The 17,307-nt window shown below is 66.1% G+C and carries 14 protein-coding genes; 6 read left to right on the forward strand and 8 right to left on the reverse strand.

What is annotated here, in order from left to right; translation table 11 throughout:
• Positions 1-39: 39 nt before the first annotated feature.
• From lipB to A5634_RS10595, 3 genes are all read left to right on the forward strand, one after another.
• A complete protein-coding gene (gene lipB / locus A5634_RS10585) occupies positions 40-717 on the forward strand; it encodes a lipoyl(octanoyl) transferase LipB (protein WP_065143998.1) in 678 nt (225 codons plus the stop codon).
• On the forward strand, positions 714-1,655 hold the full coding sequence (gene lipA / locus A5634_RS10590) for a lipoyl synthase (protein ID WP_065143999.1): 942 nt from the start codon (positions 714-716) through the stop codon (positions 1,653-1,655). The genes lipB and lipA overlap by 4 nt, the downstream gene beginning before the upstream one ends.
• A 68-nt stretch (positions 1,656-1,723) precedes the next feature.
• On the forward strand, positions 1,724-2,476 hold the full coding sequence (locus A5634_RS10595) for a DUF4191 domain-containing protein (RefSeq protein WP_065144000.1): 753 nt from the start codon (positions 1,724-1,726) through the stop codon (positions 2,474-2,476).
• A 12-nt stretch (positions 2,477-2,488) separates the two neighbouring features.
• Here the strand turns inward: A5634_RS10595 and A5634_RS10600 are convergent, their stop codons facing one another.
• Positions 2,489-2,923 (reverse strand): RDD family protein, encoded by a 435-nt coding sequence (locus tag A5634_RS10600; RefSeq protein ID WP_065144001.1) that lies wholly within the window; start codon positions 2,921-2,923, stop codon positions 2,489-2,491.
• Between the two features lie 207 nt (positions 2,924-3,130).
• Here A5634_RS10600 and glnA (A5634_RS10605) point away from each other — a divergent pair, with 207 nt between their 5' ends.
• The 3 genes from glnA (A5634_RS10605) to A5634_RS10615 all read left to right on the forward strand — a co-directional run bounded on the left by glnA (A5634_RS10605) (position 3,131) and on the right by A5634_RS10615 (position 6,547).
• Complete coding sequence (gene glnA / locus A5634_RS10605; RefSeq protein ID WP_065144002.1) at positions 3,131-4,567, forward strand: type I glutamate--ammonia ligase; 1,437 nt, start codon at positions 3,131-3,133, stop codon at positions 4,565-4,567.
• An 89-nt stretch (positions 4,568-4,656) separates the two neighbouring features.
• The gene (locus A5634_RS10610) at positions 4,657-4,827 is read left to right on the forward strand and encodes a hypothetical protein (RefSeq protein WP_155769471.1); all 171 of its coding nucleotides are present in this window, start codon (positions 4,657-4,659) and stop codon (positions 4,825-4,827) included.
• Between the two features lie 133 nt (positions 4,828-4,960).
• Positions 4,961-6,547, forward strand: coding sequence for a protein kinase family protein (locus A5634_RS10615; protein ID WP_155769472.1), 1,587 nt, complete (start codon positions 4,961-4,963; stop codon positions 6,545-6,547).
• Between the two features lie 8 nt (positions 6,548-6,555).
• Here the strand turns inward: A5634_RS10615 and A5634_RS10620 are convergent, their stop codons facing one another.
• From A5634_RS10620 to A5634_RS10650, 7 genes are all read right to left on the reverse strand, one after another.
• Positions 6,556-7,413 carry a TIGR03619 family F420-dependent LLM class oxidoreductase gene (locus tag A5634_RS10620; RefSeq protein WP_065144005.1) on the reverse strand — a complete coding sequence of 286 codons (858 nt, stop codon included), beginning with the start codon at positions 7,411-7,413 and terminating at the stop codon, positions 6,556-6,558.
• The gene (locus A5634_RS10625) at positions 7,410-8,057 is read right to left on the reverse strand and encodes a PaaI family thioesterase (protein ID WP_081290346.1); all 648 of its coding nucleotides are present in this window, start codon (positions 8,055-8,057) and stop codon (positions 7,410-7,412) included. The genes A5634_RS10620 and A5634_RS10625 overlap by 4 nt, the downstream gene beginning before the upstream one ends.
• Positions 8,054-10,981: a bifunctional [glutamine synthetase] adenylyltransferase/[glutamine synthetase]-adenylyl-L-tyrosine phosphorylase gene (locus A5634_RS10630; protein WP_253861552.1), complete on the reverse strand. Its 2,928-nt coding sequence runs from the start codon at positions 10,979-10,981 to the stop codon at positions 8,054-8,056. The genes A5634_RS10625 and A5634_RS10630 overlap by 4 nt, the downstream gene beginning before the upstream one ends.
• Positions 10,982-11,082: 101 nt before the next feature.
• Positions 11,083-12,423 (reverse strand): type I glutamate--ammonia ligase, encoded by a 1,341-nt coding sequence (gene glnA / locus A5634_RS10635; RefSeq protein WP_065144007.1) that lies wholly within the window; start codon positions 12,421-12,423, stop codon positions 11,083-11,085.
• A gap of 69 nt (positions 12,424-12,492) precedes the next feature.
• Entirely contained in the window at positions 12,493-14,064 is a 1,572-nt protein-coding gene (locus A5634_RS10640) for an alpha/beta hydrolase (RefSeq protein ID WP_155769473.1), read from the reverse strand.
• A gap of 179 nt (positions 14,065-14,243) precedes the next feature.
• Positions 14,244-15,803, reverse strand: a complete 1,560-nt coding sequence (locus tag A5634_RS10645) for an alpha/beta hydrolase (RefSeq protein WP_065144009.1) — start codon at positions 15,801-15,803, stop codon at positions 14,244-14,246.
• Positions 15,804-15,863: 60 nt separating this feature from the next.
• On the reverse strand, positions 15,864-17,246 hold the full coding sequence (locus A5634_RS10650) for a WS/DGAT/MGAT family O-acyltransferase (protein WP_065144010.1): 1,383 nt from the start codon (positions 17,244-17,246) through the stop codon (positions 15,864-15,866).
• Between the last annotated feature and the right edge of the window lie 61 nt (positions 17,247-17,307).

The following is a 17,307-nucleotide window of genomic DNA, read 5'->3' on the forward strand; positions in this document are numbered from 1 at the left end:
CGGCGGCGTCGCGCCCGTGGTTGCAGTAACCTCGCGGACGTGACGGGTTCCATCCGGTCCGGTCCGGCGCCGATCGATATCCGACAGCTCGGGACGATCGACTACATGCAGGCTTGGCAACTGCAGCGCGAGCTGGCCGACGCGCGAGTAGCGGGCGGCACCGACACGCTGCTGCTGCTGGAACATCCTGCGGTCTACACCGCCGGCCGTCGCACTGAGTCCCATGAACGGCCGGTCGACGGCACGCCCGTCGTCGACACCGACCGCGGCGGCAAGATCACCTGGCACGGCCCCGGGCAGCTGGTGGGCTATCCGGTCGTCCGACTGGCCGAGCCGCTGGACGTGGTCAACTACGTGCGCCGCCTCGAGCAAGCCCTGATCAAGGTCTGCTGCGGATTGGGTCTTGAGGTGGGCCGGGTGGAAGGACGCTCTGGGGTCTGGGTCTCTGGACGCCCCGCCCGCAAGATCGCCGCCATCGGGGTAAGGGTGGCACGCGCGACGACGCTGCACGGGTTCGCGCTGAACTGCGACTGCGACCTGGCCTCGTTCACCAGGATCGTCCCGTGCGGGATTACCGATGCCGGCGTGACGTCGTTGTCGGCAGAACTCTCCCGCCCTGTCACTGTTGACGACGTCCGCGTCGCCGTCGCCGAGGCGGTCTGCGATGCGCTGGACGGCCGGCTGCCGGTAGGCGACCGCGTAACATCGTCGAGGTGACTGTCGCTCCGGAGGGCCGGAAACTGCTGCGCCTCGAGGTGCGCAACGCCCAGACTCCGATCGAGCGCAAGCCGCCGTGGATCAAGACACGCGCCCGGATGGGCCCGGAGTACACCGAGCTCAAGAGCCTGGTCCGGCGTGAGGGTCTGCACACGGTCTGCGAAGAGGCGGGCTGCCCCAACATCTTCGAATGTTGGGAGGACCGGGAAGCGACCTTCCTGATCGGCGGCGACCAGTGCACCCGTCGCTGCGATTTCTGCCAGATCGACACCGGTAAACCCGCCGAACTGGACCGCGACGAGCCGCGCCGGGTCGCCGAGAGCGTGCAGACCATGGGTTTGCGCTACGCGACCGTCACCGGCGTGGCCCGCGACGATCTTCCCGACGGCGGCGCGTGGCTGTACGCCGAAACGGTGCGCGCCATCAAGGAACTCAACCCGAACACCGGCGTCGAACTGTTGGTTCCCGACTTCAACGGCGAGCCGGGCCGGCTGGCCGAGGTGTTCGAGTCCCGCCCGGAAGTGTTGGCGCACAACGTCGAAACGGTGCCCCGCATTTTCAAACGGGTTCGACCCGCTTTCACCTATCAGCGCAGTCTGGATGTGATCACCGCGGCCCGCGACTTCGGCCTGGTCACCAAGAGCAACCTCATTCTGGGCCTGGGTGAAACCCCCGACGAGGTGCACACCGCCCTAAAGGATCTGCACGCCGCGGGATGCGACATCATCACCGTCACCCAGTACCTGCGCCCCTCGGCACGCCACCACCCCGTCGAACGCTGGGTAACGCCGGATGAGTTCGTGGGGTTTGCGGCCTACGCCGAAGAACTGGGTTTTGCCGGCGTGCTGGCCGGACCGCTGGTCCGTTCGTCCTACCGGGCGGGCCGACTGTATCGGCAGGCCCTGGACCGACACCGACGGCAACAGCAACACGCCTAACAGCACGGCGCCCCAAAGCTGACCGCGACGGGAAAAGCCGCTCGGCGCGCCCGATATCCTTGGTAACTATGGCGAAAACCCGAACTGCGGCGGAGAACAAGGCCGCCAAGGCCGAGGCGGCGGCGGCCCGGAAGGCCGCTTCCAAACAGCGCCGCGCTCAGCTGTGGCAGGCGTTCAACATGCAGCGCAAGCAGGACAAGCGCCTGCTGCCCTACATGATCGGCGCGTTCGTGCTGATCGCGGGGGTTTCTATCGGGGTCGGCGTCTGGGCCGGCGGGCTCACGATGATCATGATGCCGGTGTTCGGCCTGGTACTCGGTGCGCTGGTCGCGTTCATCATCTTCGGCCGCCGCGCCCAGCGCAGCGTGTTCCGGCAGGCCGAAGGTCAGACCGGCGCGGCGGCGTGGGTGCTGGACAACCTGCGCGGCAAGTGGCGAGTCACTCCCGGGGTGGCCGCGACCGGACATTTCGATGCGGTGCACCGGGTGCTGGGACGCCCCGGGGTGATCCTGGTCGGCGAAGGTTCGGCGGGGCGGGTCAAGCCGCTGCTTGCCCAGGAGAAGAAGCGCACGGCACGCGTCGTGGGCGACGTGCCGATCTACGACATCATCGTGGGCAACGGCGACGGCGAGGTTGCGCTGGCCAAGTTGGAACGCCACCTCAATCGTCTCCCGGCCAACATCACCGTCAAACAGATGGACGCCCTGGAGTCTCGGTTGACCGCGTTGGGTTCGCGCGCCGGTGCCGCGATGATGCCCAAGGGTCCGTTGCCGAACGCGGGCAAGATGCGCGGCGTGCAGCGCACCGTCCGCCGCAAATAGATCAGCCCCAAATCAGCGACGCAGCACTGCGGTATTGGTCAGCCGATCCTGCAGCCCACGCCCGTCCGCGTCGGTGAACAGCGGCGGGACCAGCAGAAAGATCAATAGTCCCCGGGCTAGCGTTCGCCCGATTCCGATCGGCAGTTTGCCATCCACCGCTCCCACCTGCAGGCCGAGCGCTAATTGACCCGGTGAGAAACCGAACAGGCGCACCGACACCGCCCCCAGCACCAGCCACACCACCAGCTGCACAGTCGACAACACCGCCTCGGAGATCGCGCCGAGCGTCAAGGCCAGCAGCGCCAGGCCCGCGGCAATCAGCCAGTCGATCAGTAACGCACCGAGACGTCGTCCCGTCGACGCGAGCGACCCCGATCCGTTCCGTGGCAAGCCCAGCGCTTCCCCCGGGTAGCTAGGGCCTAACGTGCCGCTCGACTGCTCCGTCATGCAGCCCGCCGGACAGGCAGGCCGCGCGGACCCGAGCCGGGGCGAGTTACGATTCTGCCGGCCATGGCCTTCACAATAGGGCCCGGTGTTCGCCCGGGTCCGCTTGCGGGCGTCGTGGTGCGTAACCTCTGCGCAACACGGGGTTGACTGACGGGCAACATCTGCTCCCTACCGTCGGCCGCGAATCATTGAGTAAAGGAGCCTTCCGTGACGGAAAAGACGCCCGACGACGTCTTCAAACTTGCCAAAGACGAGAACGTCGAGTTTGTCGACGTCCGTTTCTGCGACCTGCCCGGCATCATGCAGCACTTCACGATTCCGATCTCGTTCTTCGACGAGAGCGTGTTCGACGACGGCCTGGCCTTCGACGGCTCGTCGATCCGTGGCTTCCAGTCGATCCACGAATCCGACATGCTGTTGCTGCCAGACCCCGAGACCGCGATCATTGACCAGTTCCGTGAAGCCAAGACGCTGAACCTGAACTTCTTCGTGCACGACCCGTTCACCCTCGAGCCCTACTCCCGCGACCCGCGCAACGTCGCCCGCAAGGCCGAGAACTATCTGATCAGCACGGGCATCGCCGACACCGCCTACTTCGGCGCCGAGGCTGAGTTCTACATCTTCGACTCGGTCGCGTTCGACTCGCGCACCAACGGCTCGTTCTACGAGGTCGACGCGATCTCGGGTTGGTGGAACACCGGCGCGGCTAACGAGGCCGACGGCAGCCCGAACCGCGGTTACAAGGTCCGTCCCAAGGGCGGCTACTTCCCGGTGGCCCCGGTCGACCACTACGTCGACCTGCGCGACAAGATGCTCACCAACCTGATCAACGCCGGCTTCAGCCTGGAGAAGGGCCACCACGAGGTCGGTACCGGCGGTCAGGCCGAGATCAACTACAAGTTCAACACGCTGCTGCACGCGGCTGACGACATGCAGCTGTACAAGTACATCGTCAAGAACACCGCGTGGGCCAACGGCAAGACGGTCACGTTCATGCCCAAGCCACTGTTCGGCGACAACGGCTCGGGCATGCACACCCACCAGTCGTTGTGGAAGGAAGGCACCCCGCTGATGTACGACGAGACCGGGTACGCCGGCCTGTCGGACACGGCCCGCCACTACATCGGCGGCCTGCTGCACCACGCGCCGTCGCTGCTGGCGTTCACCAACCCGACGGTGAACTCCTACAAGCGTCTGGTGCCGGGCTATGAGGCCCCGATCAACCTGGTCTACAGCCAGCGCAACCGGAGTGCGTGCGTGCGTATCCCGATCACCGGCAGCAACCCGAAGGCCAAGCGTCTCGAGTTCCGTTGCCCCGACTCGTCGGGCAACCCGTACCTGGCGTTCTCGGCCATGCTGATGGCCGGCCTGGACGGCATCCGCAACAAGATCGAGCCGCAGGCGCCGGTCGACAAGGACCTCTACGAGTTGCCGCCGGAGGAGGCTGCCAACATCCCGCAGGCACCCGTCCAGTTGTCCGCGGTCATCGACCGGCTCGAGGCCGACCACGAGTACCTCACCGAAGGTGGCGTGTTCACCACGGACCTCATCGAGACGTGGATCAACTTCAAGCGGGAGAACGAGATCCTGCCGGTCCAGATCCGGCCCACGCCGTACGAGTTCGCGCTGTATTACGACGTGTAAGCACTGGCTAGCTGACGCAAAAGCCGCTTGGAACGCGCTTTGTTCCAGGCGGCTTTTGCCTCGGTCGCGCCATATCCATGTTTGTGGGCGTGGCTCTACCTGAACTGGCGGCACTCACAACGCGACTGCGTGAGGGCTTGGGCGACCACGCCTTCGAGGCGCTGCTCCGTCCGGCAGAGACGATGACCATCGCTGCCATCGCGGCGTACGCCTACGGCCAAATCGACCGGGCCCGAGCAGAACTCGAGGATGCTGGCTGACCTGTGTTTGACCCCACCCCGGGCGGGCGGTTTGGAAGTGCCCGTACCCGGCTATGTCAGAGGACGACCAGTTTCAGCATCCGGTCGCGTCTGGGCCGATGCGGCCGGTGCCCTGCGGGAGCGAGACGAAGCGATGACCGCCAGCCAACCCATCGCGCCGGAAGTTGCGACGGCACACATCCCCTACCTGTGGGCAGAACCGCGCACACCCAGCGGTCAAGACAATCCGCTTGTCGCCGGTGCCACCATCGCGGGCGGCCGGATCCGCCTGCTGCTGTTCTACGGCGAGGCCGCGCATCTGCAGTTCTGGCAGGCGGCCGACACAATAACCGGGCAGCATCTCGCCATTACGGTGGTCGACCCCGAGCACACGATGCCGACCGCTGATGTCGATGCAATCCTGTCCCGCAGCGCAAGTTTGCGCGGGATCGACTCGCCATTCCTAGCCACCGTGATCGACGTAGGTCGCGACTATTGCGGCGGAGTCGTGGTTGCCGAGTGGATCCGCGGTGCCACCTTGAAAGAAGTGGCCGACACCGCACCCTCGGCCACAGGTGTCGCCGACGCGGTGCTGTCCTTGGTTGAGGCCGTCGAGGCGGCGCACCGCGCCGGTCTAGCGCTGTCCATCGACCATCCGGCCCGAATCCGGGTGAGCGTCGACGGGCGCGCGGTGCTGGCCTTTCCCGCGACGATGCCGGACGCCACGCCACAGGATGACCTATGCGGCATCGGCGCGGTCATGTACGCGTTGCTGGTCAATCGCTGGCCGTTCAAAAATCAAGCCGCAGACAAAGATTGGCGTAGCGCCGAAGTCGACGGACACGGCCGTATTCAAGAGCCCGCCATCGTCGACCCACGTATTCCGTTCCTGCTTTCGTCAACCGCTGCGGCGTTGGTGCGCGACCGCGACAACATCCGCAGTGCGAAGACCATCACGACGCTGCTGCGTGAGGCGAGCGCGGAGGCCCGAAACCCTGCGGATCAACCCCTCACCAGGGAACTGCTGGCGCTCCCGGCGCCGGGCCACTACGCGGACTTCCGCAATTTCGGACCCGCCGAGCGGGCGCAGTACGCTCGACGGCAATTGGTGAAGACCTGCCTTGGGACCGCGGCGGTGATTGTTCTGGTGGTCCTACTCAGCTTCGCGACGACCATCAATCGAATAGTGGGCAACTTCGACACCGACGTGGCGATGAACGGCGACAAGCTGGGGCTTCAGCCCACCTTGCCCTCGCCACAGCCGTCTTTAGTGGCCGCCGGGCCCGAAGCGGTCAAACCGGTTAAGGCTTCGGTGTTCTCCCCCGGCGGGGCACCAGACAGTCCGGCCTCGGCCGGCCTGTCGGTCGACGGCGATCCCGCCACCGCGTGGTCGACCGACACCTACTTTGACCCGCAGCCGTTCCCCAAGTTCAAGGACGGCGTCGGACTGTTGTTAGAACTTTCCGGCCCGACGCCGCTGAGTGCGGTAACCGTCGACCTCAACAGCACCGGCACCGTGATCCAAATACGTTCGGCCACCGCCATACCCGCAAAACTCGGCGACACCGTCGAACTCAGCGCGCCGACAGCTGTGCACCCCGGCCACAACGTCATCACGTTAACCGCCGCCACACCAACAACTTTGGTGCTGGTCTGGATAAGCACCCTGGGCTCAACCGGCGGTAGGAGCCATTCCGACATCTCCGAGGTCACCCTGCAGACCGCCGTCCCGGTCCGCTGAACACCGCGCTACCCCAGGCCGAGGTCCTTGCGGAACCGGCGCAAGCCGTCGATCTTCTCGGCCAATGTCGCATTCGGCCCGGCGTAGAACATCCACGGCATGGTGATGATGCCGGTGATACCGGCATTCTCGGCGCGCTGATAGTCCGCTGGCGTGAAGGAGTCGGTCAAGGGCGTCAGAATCGTGAAATCGTCCATCGATAAACCGTTTTCAACGCGCAGCTCCCGGAGCCGTCGCACCCTTTCGATGGCGCGGTCGGTGGTGATCAGGTCACCGATCCAGCCGTCATAGCGGGCCGCACGACGCAGCGCGATGTCGCTGAGACCGCCCACGTACACCGGTATCGGTGGCGGCGTCGGCTGCATCTCCAATCGCGGCGCCTGATAGAACTCGCCGTCGAATTCGGTCCATCCCGGTGACCACAGCTCCCGCATCAGCTCGAGCATCTCGTCGGTTCGCTTGCCCCGCGCCGCGAACTGTTCTCCCATCAACGCGAATTCCTCGCGACACCAGCCCACCCCGATCCCGAGCTCTATCCGACCGGATGCCAAAAGTGCCGCCGTGCCAATCGCTTTCGCCGCAGAATACGGGTTGCGCATCGCCGGAATGTAGACGGTGGTGACGAATTTGAGCCGGGTGGTTACCTGCGCCAGCGCGCCGACGAGAACCCACGGATCGGGCCAGTCGGTGAACGGCTGCCAGCGCCGCTGTCCGTCCTTGGTATACGGGTACGGGGTCTCAAGTGTCTCGAGGTTGACGACGTGGTCCGGGATGCCGATGCCGTCGTAGCCGAGTTCGTCGGCAGCTCTGGCTATCTCGATGATTTCTGGGGTGTTCAGGAAGGCGGTGCTGACGTAGAACTTCACTGCCCGTTCCTCACCCAGGAGGGCTCGATGAAGACACCGTCGGACTCTACGGTGACACCGGCAGCGTCCGAAATAGTGCCACGCGCAAACACTTTGACGCCTTCCGTCCGCTCTATCCAGGCATCACAACGTAGCGGACCCAGCGGTGTGCCGCGCAGGTACTTGACGGTGATCGTGCCGGTGAAGCGCGGTTTGGCCAGTCCCTCGCTGGCGGCCTCGCCCAACATGTGGTCGAGCACCAGGGCACTGACCCCGCCATGCACCAGGCTGGGCGGGCCCTCATAGGCGGTGCCCAGGACGAACTCGGCCCAGCACCGTCCGCCGCCCTCATGCTGCACGACGATTGGTGGCGCGATCGGATTACAAACTCCCACAACGGCATTGCCCAGCGGCAGCGGACGGTCGCCGATGCGGTAGCTGACCCTAGCGAGCCGGGTTCGTTGCTGTAGCGACTCGGTGACCGCCGCGACGGAGGCGGTTGCCGCAGCGATGACGTCGTCATCGGCCTCGGTGCGGATGGTCGCGTCGACGAGTTCCCGAACGGCTTGCGCCAGCGGCGCGTACACGGCGATCACACGGTCTGCCTCCGCGGCGCTCAATTCCTCGAACTCGACGCCGCCCAGCGCTCCCATCTCCTGACTCAACTGCCGAACACCTTGCGCACCAACGCTTTCGCCCGTCGCGTCACCCGAAGGTAGTTGTCCAAAAATTCTCCACCGTCGCCGTTGCGCCAGCCCGCGGCGACGGCGACAGCGTTGAGCTGCCGTCCCGGTCCGGGCAGCTGATCGGTGGGTCTGCCGCGGACCAGCACCAGCGCGTTGCGGGCCCGGGTGGCGGTCAGCCAAGCCTGCCGCAGCAGATCCACTTCCTCGGTTTCCACCAGCCCGTTCTCGGCGATCACGTCCAGCGACTGCAGCGTCGAAGTGTTGTGCAGCGCCGGAATTTCGTGGGCGTGTCGCAACTGCAGCAACTGCACCGTCCATTCGATGTCGGCCAGTCCCCCGCGTCCGAGCTTGGTGTGCGTGTTGGGATCGGCGCCGCGCGGCAGCCGCTCGGACTCGACACGGGCCTTGATGCGCCGGATCTCCTGCACGGCTTCGGCCGAGACACCGTCGGGCGGGTACCGCGTGTGGTCGACCATCAGCAGGAACCGCTGACCCAGCTCCTGGTCGCCTGCCACCGCGTGCGCGCGCAGCAGCGCCTGAATCTCCCACGGCTGCGCCCACTGCGCGTAGTAGGCCTCGTAGGAGGCAAGGGTGCGGACCATCGGGCCGTTGCGCCCCTCCGGGCGCAGATTGGCATCGACCTCCAGCGGCGGATCCACGCTGGGGGTACCCAGCTGCGTCCGGACCTGCTCGGCGACCGTCGTCGTCCATTTCACCGCCTGCGAATCCTCGACACCGCTGGCCGGTTCGCACACGAACATCACGTCGGCGTCGGAGCCGTAGCCCAGTTCGGCGCCGCCCAGCCGACCCATGCCGATCACCGCAAGAGCTGCCGGCGCCCGGCCGTCCTCGGGCAGGTTGGCCCGGATCGTCGCGTCCAGCGCCGCCTGCAGCACGGCCACCCAAATGGAGGTCAACGCCTTGCACACCTCGGTGACCTCGAGCATGCCCAGCAGATCCGCGGATCCAACGCGCGCCAACTCGCGCCGGCGCAAGGTGCGCGCGGCGGCGATGGAGCGCGCCGGGTCGGCATGGCGGCTGGCGGAGGCCACCAGGGCACGGGCTACGGTGGCGGGCTCGGTCTCGAGCAGCATCGGACCCGACGGGCGGTCGCCGTAGCTCTGGATCACTTCTGGTGCCCGCATCAGCAGATCCGGCACGTATGCCGAGGTGCCCAGCACGTGCATCAGCCGGCGGGCCACCGTCGGCTTGTCGCGCAGCGTAGCCAGGTACCAGGTTTGGGAGGCCAATGCCTCACTGAGTCGGCGATAGGCCAGCAGCCCGGTGTCGGGATCGGGCGCATAGGAGAGCCAGTCGAGCAGTCGCGGCAGCAGCACCGATTGCACCCGGCCACGCCGTCCGCTCTGGTTGACCAAGGCCGACATGTGCTTCAGCGCCGTCTGCGGACCCTCGTAACCCAATGCGGCCAACTGTCGTTCGGCGGCCTCCGGGGTCATCCGCCCGCCGACCAACTCCAGCCCAGCGGGTCCGATCGATTCCAGCAACGGCTGATAGAACAACTTGGAATGCAGCCGGGACACCCGGACGCTTTGGTGTTTGAGTTCCTCACGCAACACCCCGACCGCGTCGTTGCGGCCGTCGGGACGGATGTGTGCGGCACGGGCCAGCCAGCGCATGGCCTCTTCGTCGTCGAGTTCGGGCAGCAGATGGGTGCGCTTGAGCCGCTGCAACTGCAAGCGGTGTTCGAGCAGGCGCAGGAACTCGTAGGAGGCGATCATGTTCGCCGCGTCCTCGCGCCCGACGTAGCCGCCGGTTCCCAACGCTGCCAACGCATCCACCGTCGAAGCGACGTGCAGCGATTCATCACGCCGACCGTGCACCAGCTGCAGCAGCTGCGCGGCGAACTCGACGTCGCGCAGCCCACCGCTACCGAGTTTGAGCTCACGCCCCCGGATATCGGCAGGCACCAGCTGCTCGACCCGGCGCCGCATCGCCTGCACCTCGGGCACGAAATCTTCGCGCTCGCAGGCCGTCCACACCATCGGCATCAGCGCTTCGAGGTAGCGCTGCCCGAGTTCGGCGTCGCCTACCGCCGCGCGCGCCTTCATCAACGCCTGGAACTCCCAGGTCTTGGCCCAGCGCTGGTAGTAGGCGACGTGCGATTCGACGGTGCGGACCAGTTCGCCGCTGCGGCCCTCCGGACGCAGCGCGGCATCTACCTCGAAGAACGCCGACGAGGCCAGCCGCATCATCTCGCCGGCCACGCGGATGCTGGTCGAGTCGGCCCGCTCGGCCACGAAGATCACGTCGACGTCGCTGACGTAGTTCAGTTCCCGCGCACCGCATTTGCCCATCGCGATGACTGCCAGGCGCGGCGGTGTGTCCTCGCCGCACACCGTGTGCTCGGCTACCCGTAACGCCGCGGCCAATGCGGCGTCCGCCGTGTCGGCCAGCTGCTCACCGACGCGGGTGAACGGCAGCACCGGTTCGTCTTCGACAGTCGGAGCGAGATCGAGCGCGGCGATCAGCAGTAGGTGGTCGCGGTAGAGCTCGCGTAGCCGGTGCACAATCGAGCCGGGCGCACCCGAGGATTCTTCTTCCGCGCAGTCGAGGAAGCGTTGCTGCAGCTGGTCGTGGGAAGGCAGTGTGACGTTGCCGCGCAACAACTTCCAGGACTTTGGGTGGGCGATCAGGTGGTCCCCCAGCGCCAGTGAGGAACCCAGCACGGCGAATAACCGCCCACGCAGGCTGCGTTCGGTGAGCAACGCTGCGTTCAGCTCGTCCCAATCGGCGTCCGGATTCTCCGACAGGCGAATTAGTGCGCGCAGCGCGGCGTCGGCGTCCGGCGCGCGCGACAGCGACCACAGCAGATCGACGTGTGCCTGGTCGTCATGCTGATCCCAGCCCAGCTGCGTCAATTCGCTGGCGGCCCGGGGATCCATCAGACCCAGCCGCCCGACGCTCGGCAACCTGGGTCGCTGCGTCGCGGGCCTAGTCACGATACTGACGGTAGCGCAACCCGTTCGAGGCCCCGGACCGCCCTTTACAGCGACAGGTAGGAGCGCAACTCGAACGGCGTCACGTGGCTGCGGTAGTTGGCCCACTCGGCGCGCTTGTTGCGTAGGAAGAAGTCAAAGACGTGCTCCCCCAACGCCTCCGCGACCAGCTCCGAAGATTCCATCGCCCGCAGCGCATTGTCCAAACTGGTCGGCAATTCGCGGTAGCCCATGGTGCGGCGTTCCTCGGGGGTGAGGTCCCAGACGTTGTCCTCTGCCTGCGGGCCCAGCACGTAACCCTTTTCCACTCCGCGCAGCCCGGCGGCCAGCAGTACTGCGAAAGCCAGGTAGGGGTTGCACGCCGAGTCGGGACTGCGCACCTCGACCCGCCGCGACGAGGTCTTGTGCGGCGTGTACATCGGCACCCGCACCAGCGCGGAGCGGTTGGCGGCTCCCCAGGAAGCCGCCGTCGGCGCCTCGCCGCCGTGCACCAGGCGCTTGTAGGAGTTCACCCACTGGTTGGTGACGGCGCTGATTTCCGAGGCGTGCTCAAGGATCCCGGCGATGAAGGACTTGCCGACTTCCGACAATTGCAGCGGATCGTCGTCGCTGTGGAAGGCGTTGACGTCGCCCTCGAACAGGCTCATGTGGGTGTGCATCGCAGAGCCGGCATGCTGCCCAAATGGCTTGGGCATGAAGGTCGCCCGGACGCCCTCCTCCAGCGCGACCTCCTTCATGATGTAGCGGAAGGTCATGACGTTGTCGGCCATCGACAGCGCGTCGGCGAACCGCAGATCGATCTCCTGCTGGCCGGGGGCGCCTTCGTGGTGGCTGAACTCCACCGAGATACCCATGAACTCGAGCGCCTCGATGGCGTGCCGACGGAACTTCGACGCGGTCTCGTGCACGGCCTGGTCGAAATAGCCGGCGTTATCGATTGGTACCGGCTCGCTGCCGTCCTCCGGACCCGGCTTGAGTAAAAAGAACTCGATCTCGGGGTGCACATAGCAGGAGAACCCGAGGTCGTTGGCTTTCTGCAGCTGGCGCCGCAGCACGTGGCGCGGGTCGGCCCAGGACGGCGAGCCGTCCGGCATGGTGATGTCGCAAAACATGCGGGCGGAGTGGTGGTGGCCGGCGTTGGTGGCCCAGGGCAACACCTGGAAGGTCGACGGATCGGGATGCGCGACGGTGTCGGATTCCGAGACCCGCGCGAAGCCCTCGATCGACGACCCGTCGAAGCCGATGCCTTCCTCGAATGCGCCCTCCAACTCGGCCGGCGCGATCGCGACCGACTTGAGGAATCCGAGGACGTCTGTGAACCACAGCCGGACGAACCGGATGTCGCGCTCTTCCAATGTGCGCAGGACGAATTCCTTCTGCCGATCCATACCCCGCACCCTAGGCACGCTCTGTTAAATCCATGTTACGGATGCCACGCCAGACACGTTGCGCGACGCTCAACCCTGACACCGCATATTGGGCGGCGGCAGTGTGAGATCCAGCAGGTATCGCGTGATGACCGGGTCCACGCACTGGTTGCCGTTGAACACCACGGTGTGTTGGGTGCCGTCGAAGGTGATCAGCGAGCCGCCCAACTGACGAGCCAAGTCGACCCCGGCCTGGTATGGGGTGGCCGGGTCGTGGGTGGTGGAGACCACCACGACCTTGCCCGCCGGCGCCGGCGAGGCGGCATGTGGCGTCGAGGTGGCCGGCACCGGCCATAGCGCGCAAATATCACGTGGGGCCGATCCGGTGAACTGCCCGTAGCTCAGGAACGGCGCCACCTCGCGGATGCGTCGGTCGGCCGTCACCCACGATGCAGCGTCCGTCGGCGTCGGCGCATCGACACAACGGATCGAGTTGAACGCATCCTGGCCGTTGTCGTAGTGGCCGTCTCGGTCCCGGCCGTTGTAGTCGTCGGCCAGCAATAGCAGGTCGCCCGCGTCGGTGCCGCGCTGCAATCCGAGCAGGCCGCTGGTCAGGTACTTCCAGTGCTGCGGGGTGTAGAGCGCGTTGATGGTGCCGGTGGTCGCGTCGGCATACGTCAGCCCACGCGGGTCCGATGTCTTGCCCGGCTTCGTCACCAGCGGGTCGATCAGGGCGTGGTAGCGGGCCACCCATTGGGCGGGGTCGGTGCCCAGCGGACAGGCGGTCGACTTGGCGCAGTCCGCGGCATAGTCGTTGAAGGCGGTCTGGAAGCCCGCCATCTGATTGATCGTCTGCTCGATCGGGCCGATGGTCGGGTCGATGGCGCCATCGAGCACCATCGCCCGCACGTGCGGGGCGAACCGCTCGATGTAGGCGGTGCCCAACTCGGTGCCGTAGCTGTAGCCCAGGTAGTTGATCTGCTCGTCGCCCAATGCCTGCCGGACCATGTCCATGTCGCGGGCAGCCGACGCGGTGCCGGTGTTGGCCAGGAAGGATTGCCCCATCCGGTCGGCGCAGTGCTGGGCTAGCTCCCGATAGATCTGCTCGATGTGTGCCACGCCGGCCGGGCTGTAATCGACCATGGGGTCGCGGCGGTACGCGTCGAATTCGGCATCAGAGCGGCACCGCAGCGAAGGAGTCGAGTGGCCGACGCCTCTGGGGTCGAAACCGACCAGGTCGAAATGGCGGGCGATGTCGGTGTCCTTGAGGTCGGGTGCCATGCCCGCCACCAAGTCCACCGCTGAGGCGCCGGGCCCGCCCGGATTGACCAGCAGCGAGCCGATGCGCTGACCCGTCGCCGGAACCCGGATCACCGCCAACTTCGCTTGTGCCCCAGTGGGTTTGTCGTAGTCGACGGGGACCGAGACCGTCGTGCACCGCGCGGTCGGCAGGTCGGCGGTGTCTCCGATGAAGTCGTGGCAGGAACCCCAGCTCTGTTGTGACGTTGCGGCGGGAGGGGCGGGAATTTGCGTTTGCCCGGTGCCGGTATCGGGTTCGGGGGTAGCTGCGGCACGCGGCAATGCCGCCGACTGTCCAGCGAACACCAGTCCAATCGACAACAGCGCCGAGCTCACCAGTCTCAGGCGCAACATGGCGGAAATCGTCTCATTTCGAATACCGCCGTTGGACGCGAAACGATTACGCCTTGGTCTCTAATCCGCACAAGTGGGCGCGCCGCCGAGCGCCAGCGCCCGCTCGCCCGCTCGCCCGCCGAGAGTGAATCTCACGACGCGCACGCAGGTGACGCGTCGCCGAACGCACAGTCGGCGCAATGAGGCGGCTAGCAGGTTGCGCCGGCCGGCGGCGTGGTGCCGTCGATCAAATAGGCAGTGACGTAGTCGTCGACGCAGTTGTCACCCTGGAACACGACAGTGTGCTGGGTTCCGTTGAACGTCAGTAGTGAGCCGTGCAGCTGGCTGGCCAGATCGACACCGGCTTGGTACGGAGTTGCGGGGTCGTGGGTGGTCGAGACGATGATCGTCGGCGGCAGGCCCGGCGCCGAGACGGCGTGCGGCCGGCTCGTCGGCGGCACCGGCCAGAACGCGCAGGTGCCCAGCGGCGCATGCCCGGTGAATTTGCCGTAACTCATGAACGGGGCCAGCTCGCGGGCCCGGCGGTCCTCGTCGATGATCTTGGCGCGATCGGTGATCGCCGGCTGGTCAACGCAATTGATCGCAACGCGGGCGTCGGTGGAGTTGTTGTAGTGGCCCTTGGAATCCCGACGCATGTACATGTCGGCCAGCGCGAGCATGGTGTCACCGCGCTGATCGTCGGCCAGCTCTTTGAGACCGTCGGTCAGGTGATGCCAAAGGTTCGGCGAATACAGGGCCATGATGGTGCCGACGATGGCGTCGCTGTAACTCAACCCCCGTGGGTCTTTGGTTTTCGCCGGCCGGCTGACCGCCAGGTTGTCGGGATCGACCAGTGGGTCGATCAGGTTGTGATAGGCCTCGACGGCTTTGGTCGGATCGTTGCCGAGGGGGCAGCTCGAATCCTTGGCGCAGTCGGCGGCATAGTCGTTGAACGCGTCCTGAAAGCCTTTGGCCTGCCGCAAATCAGCCTCGATCGGGTCGGCGTTGGGGTCCACGGCGCCGTCGAGGATCATCGAACGAACGTTTTGCGGGAACGCCTCGGCGTAGGCCGAGCCGATGCGGGTGCCGTAGGAATAGCCGAGGTAGGTCAATTTGGCGTCGCCCAAGGCCTTGCGGATCGCGTCCAGGTCCTTGGCGACGTTGACCGTCCCCACATTGGCCAGGAAATTCTTGCCCATCTTGTCGACGCAGCGCTGGACGAACTGCTTGGTTTCGTTCTCCATGCGGTCCACGCCGGCCTGGCTGTAGTCGACCTGCGGTTCGGTCCGGAGTCGGTCGTTGTCGGCGTCGGAGTTGCACCAGATCGCCGGGCGCGAGCTGGACACCCCGCGCGGGTCGAAGCCCACCAGGTCGAAGCGTTCATGCACTCGCTTGGGCAGCGATTGGAAGACACCCAGTGCCGCCTCGATGCCGGACTCGCCGGGTCCGCCCGGGTTGATCACCAGCGAACCGATCTTGTCGCCGCTGGCGGGGAACCGGATCAGCGCCAGCGACGCCACGTCACCGTCGGGATGGTCGTAGTCGACGGGGACCGCGAGTTTGCCGCACATGGCATGGCCGGGAATCTTGGCTTGCGGATTGGTGCTGCGGCACGGCGTCCACACCACCGGGGCGCCCAGCCGTGGCTCAGACATGTGCGCCCGGCCGCTGACGACGCGCACGCAACCCGCCGCGACCAGCACCACGGCGGACAGCGTGGTCCAGATCAGGAGCATGCGCGCGAACTTGTCGCGGCGATTCAGGCACATGGCACCCTATGGTGCCAGAGAGCGACCTCGATCCTGGTCAACCCATACGCGGGGTGGGATTTAGCCGGTTGCGCTCAGCAGTTCTTCCATTGCGATGGCGAACTCGTCGGCCATGTCCCAGAGGTCCGGCAGCAAATCCGGGCAGGCGATGAGCCCGACGTCGAGGTGGCCGCTCAGCGACAGCACGGTGATGTTCAGACCCGAGCCGTGGAAGATCGGCCCGAGCGGATACATCGCCCTGACCTCACAGCCCAACAGATATAGCGGGATCTGCGGACCCGGGACGTTCGAGACCACCAGGTTGTGCACCGGCAGGGTTTCGGTCAGCCGGCTCATGGCGTAGAGGCGCATGGCGGCGCCGAAGACCGCGGGGGCGGCGAACTGCGACCAGTCCTGCAAGAGCGTGGCGCCGATCGCTGAACTGTGTTGCTTGGCAATCGAATTGGCCTCGGCAATGGCTTTGAGGCGGTGCACCGGGTCGGCGATCTGGGTGTGCAGGCAGGAGAACATGGCCGAGACCTGATTGCGGCCGGAACGGTCGGACTGGCCGTGCACCGAGATCGGTACCGACGCCACCAGTGATGTTTCCGGCAGCACATTGCGGTCGGCCAGGAACTGGCGAAGCACGCCGGACACCAGTGCCATCACCACGTCGTTGACCTTGACCCCGAAGTGGTCCTTGATGGTTTTGACGTCCTCGAGGTCCAGTTCGGCGTAGGCGATCGTGCGCCGGCCGCTGATGGCGGCATTGAACACCGTGCGCGGCGCGGCGAACGGACGCGCCATGGTCAGGCCGTCCCGGGCGCGCTGCAACGTTGCGACCACTGAATTCACGGTGTCGGGCAGCACGTTTGCCAATCGCAGGGGTCTGGTGGCGAATCGGAAGAGTCCGCCGGCGGCGATCTGCCACCCGCTGGCCTCGCCGGTACCGGCCACCGGCTCGGGTGCGGGCGCGTCTGCTTCGGTGGTGCACAGCTGCGACATCAGGTTGGCGCCGGTAACGCCGTCGACCCCGGCGTGATGCACCTTGGTCATCAAGGCGATCCGGTTATCGGCTACGCCCGCTACTCCCTCGATGACCCACATCTCCCATAGCGGCCGCTTGCGGTCCAGCGGCAACGACGCGATGTGTCCGCAGATCTCGGAGAGTTCGGCCCGCCCACCCGGGCTCGGCAGGCCGATCCGATGCACGTGACGGTTCAAGTCGAAGTTCGAATCCTCTACCCACACCGGGTGGTCGAGGTTCAGCGGGCTGTTCGCCAGCTTCTCGCGCAACTCGGGCATGGCTTTGATCCGTGCCGACAACTCCTCACGTAGCCGGTCGAAGCTGTAGCCGCCGGGCATCGTGGTGGTGTCCAACTCCATGAGGGAGCAGACGTGCATCGGTTGAGAGTCGGTCTCCAGATACAAGAAGCTGGCGTCGAGACCACTTAGGCGTTGCATGTGAACCTCCTGCGCCGATCGTATGTGCGTGGCGCACGCCACGGTGCATCTGTTCGGCCCA

The sequence above is a fragment of the Mycobacterium asiaticum genome (assembly GCF_001673365.1).
Lineage (GTDB): Bacteria > Actinomycetota > Actinomycetes > Mycobacteriales > Mycobacteriaceae > Mycobacterium > Mycobacterium asiaticum_A.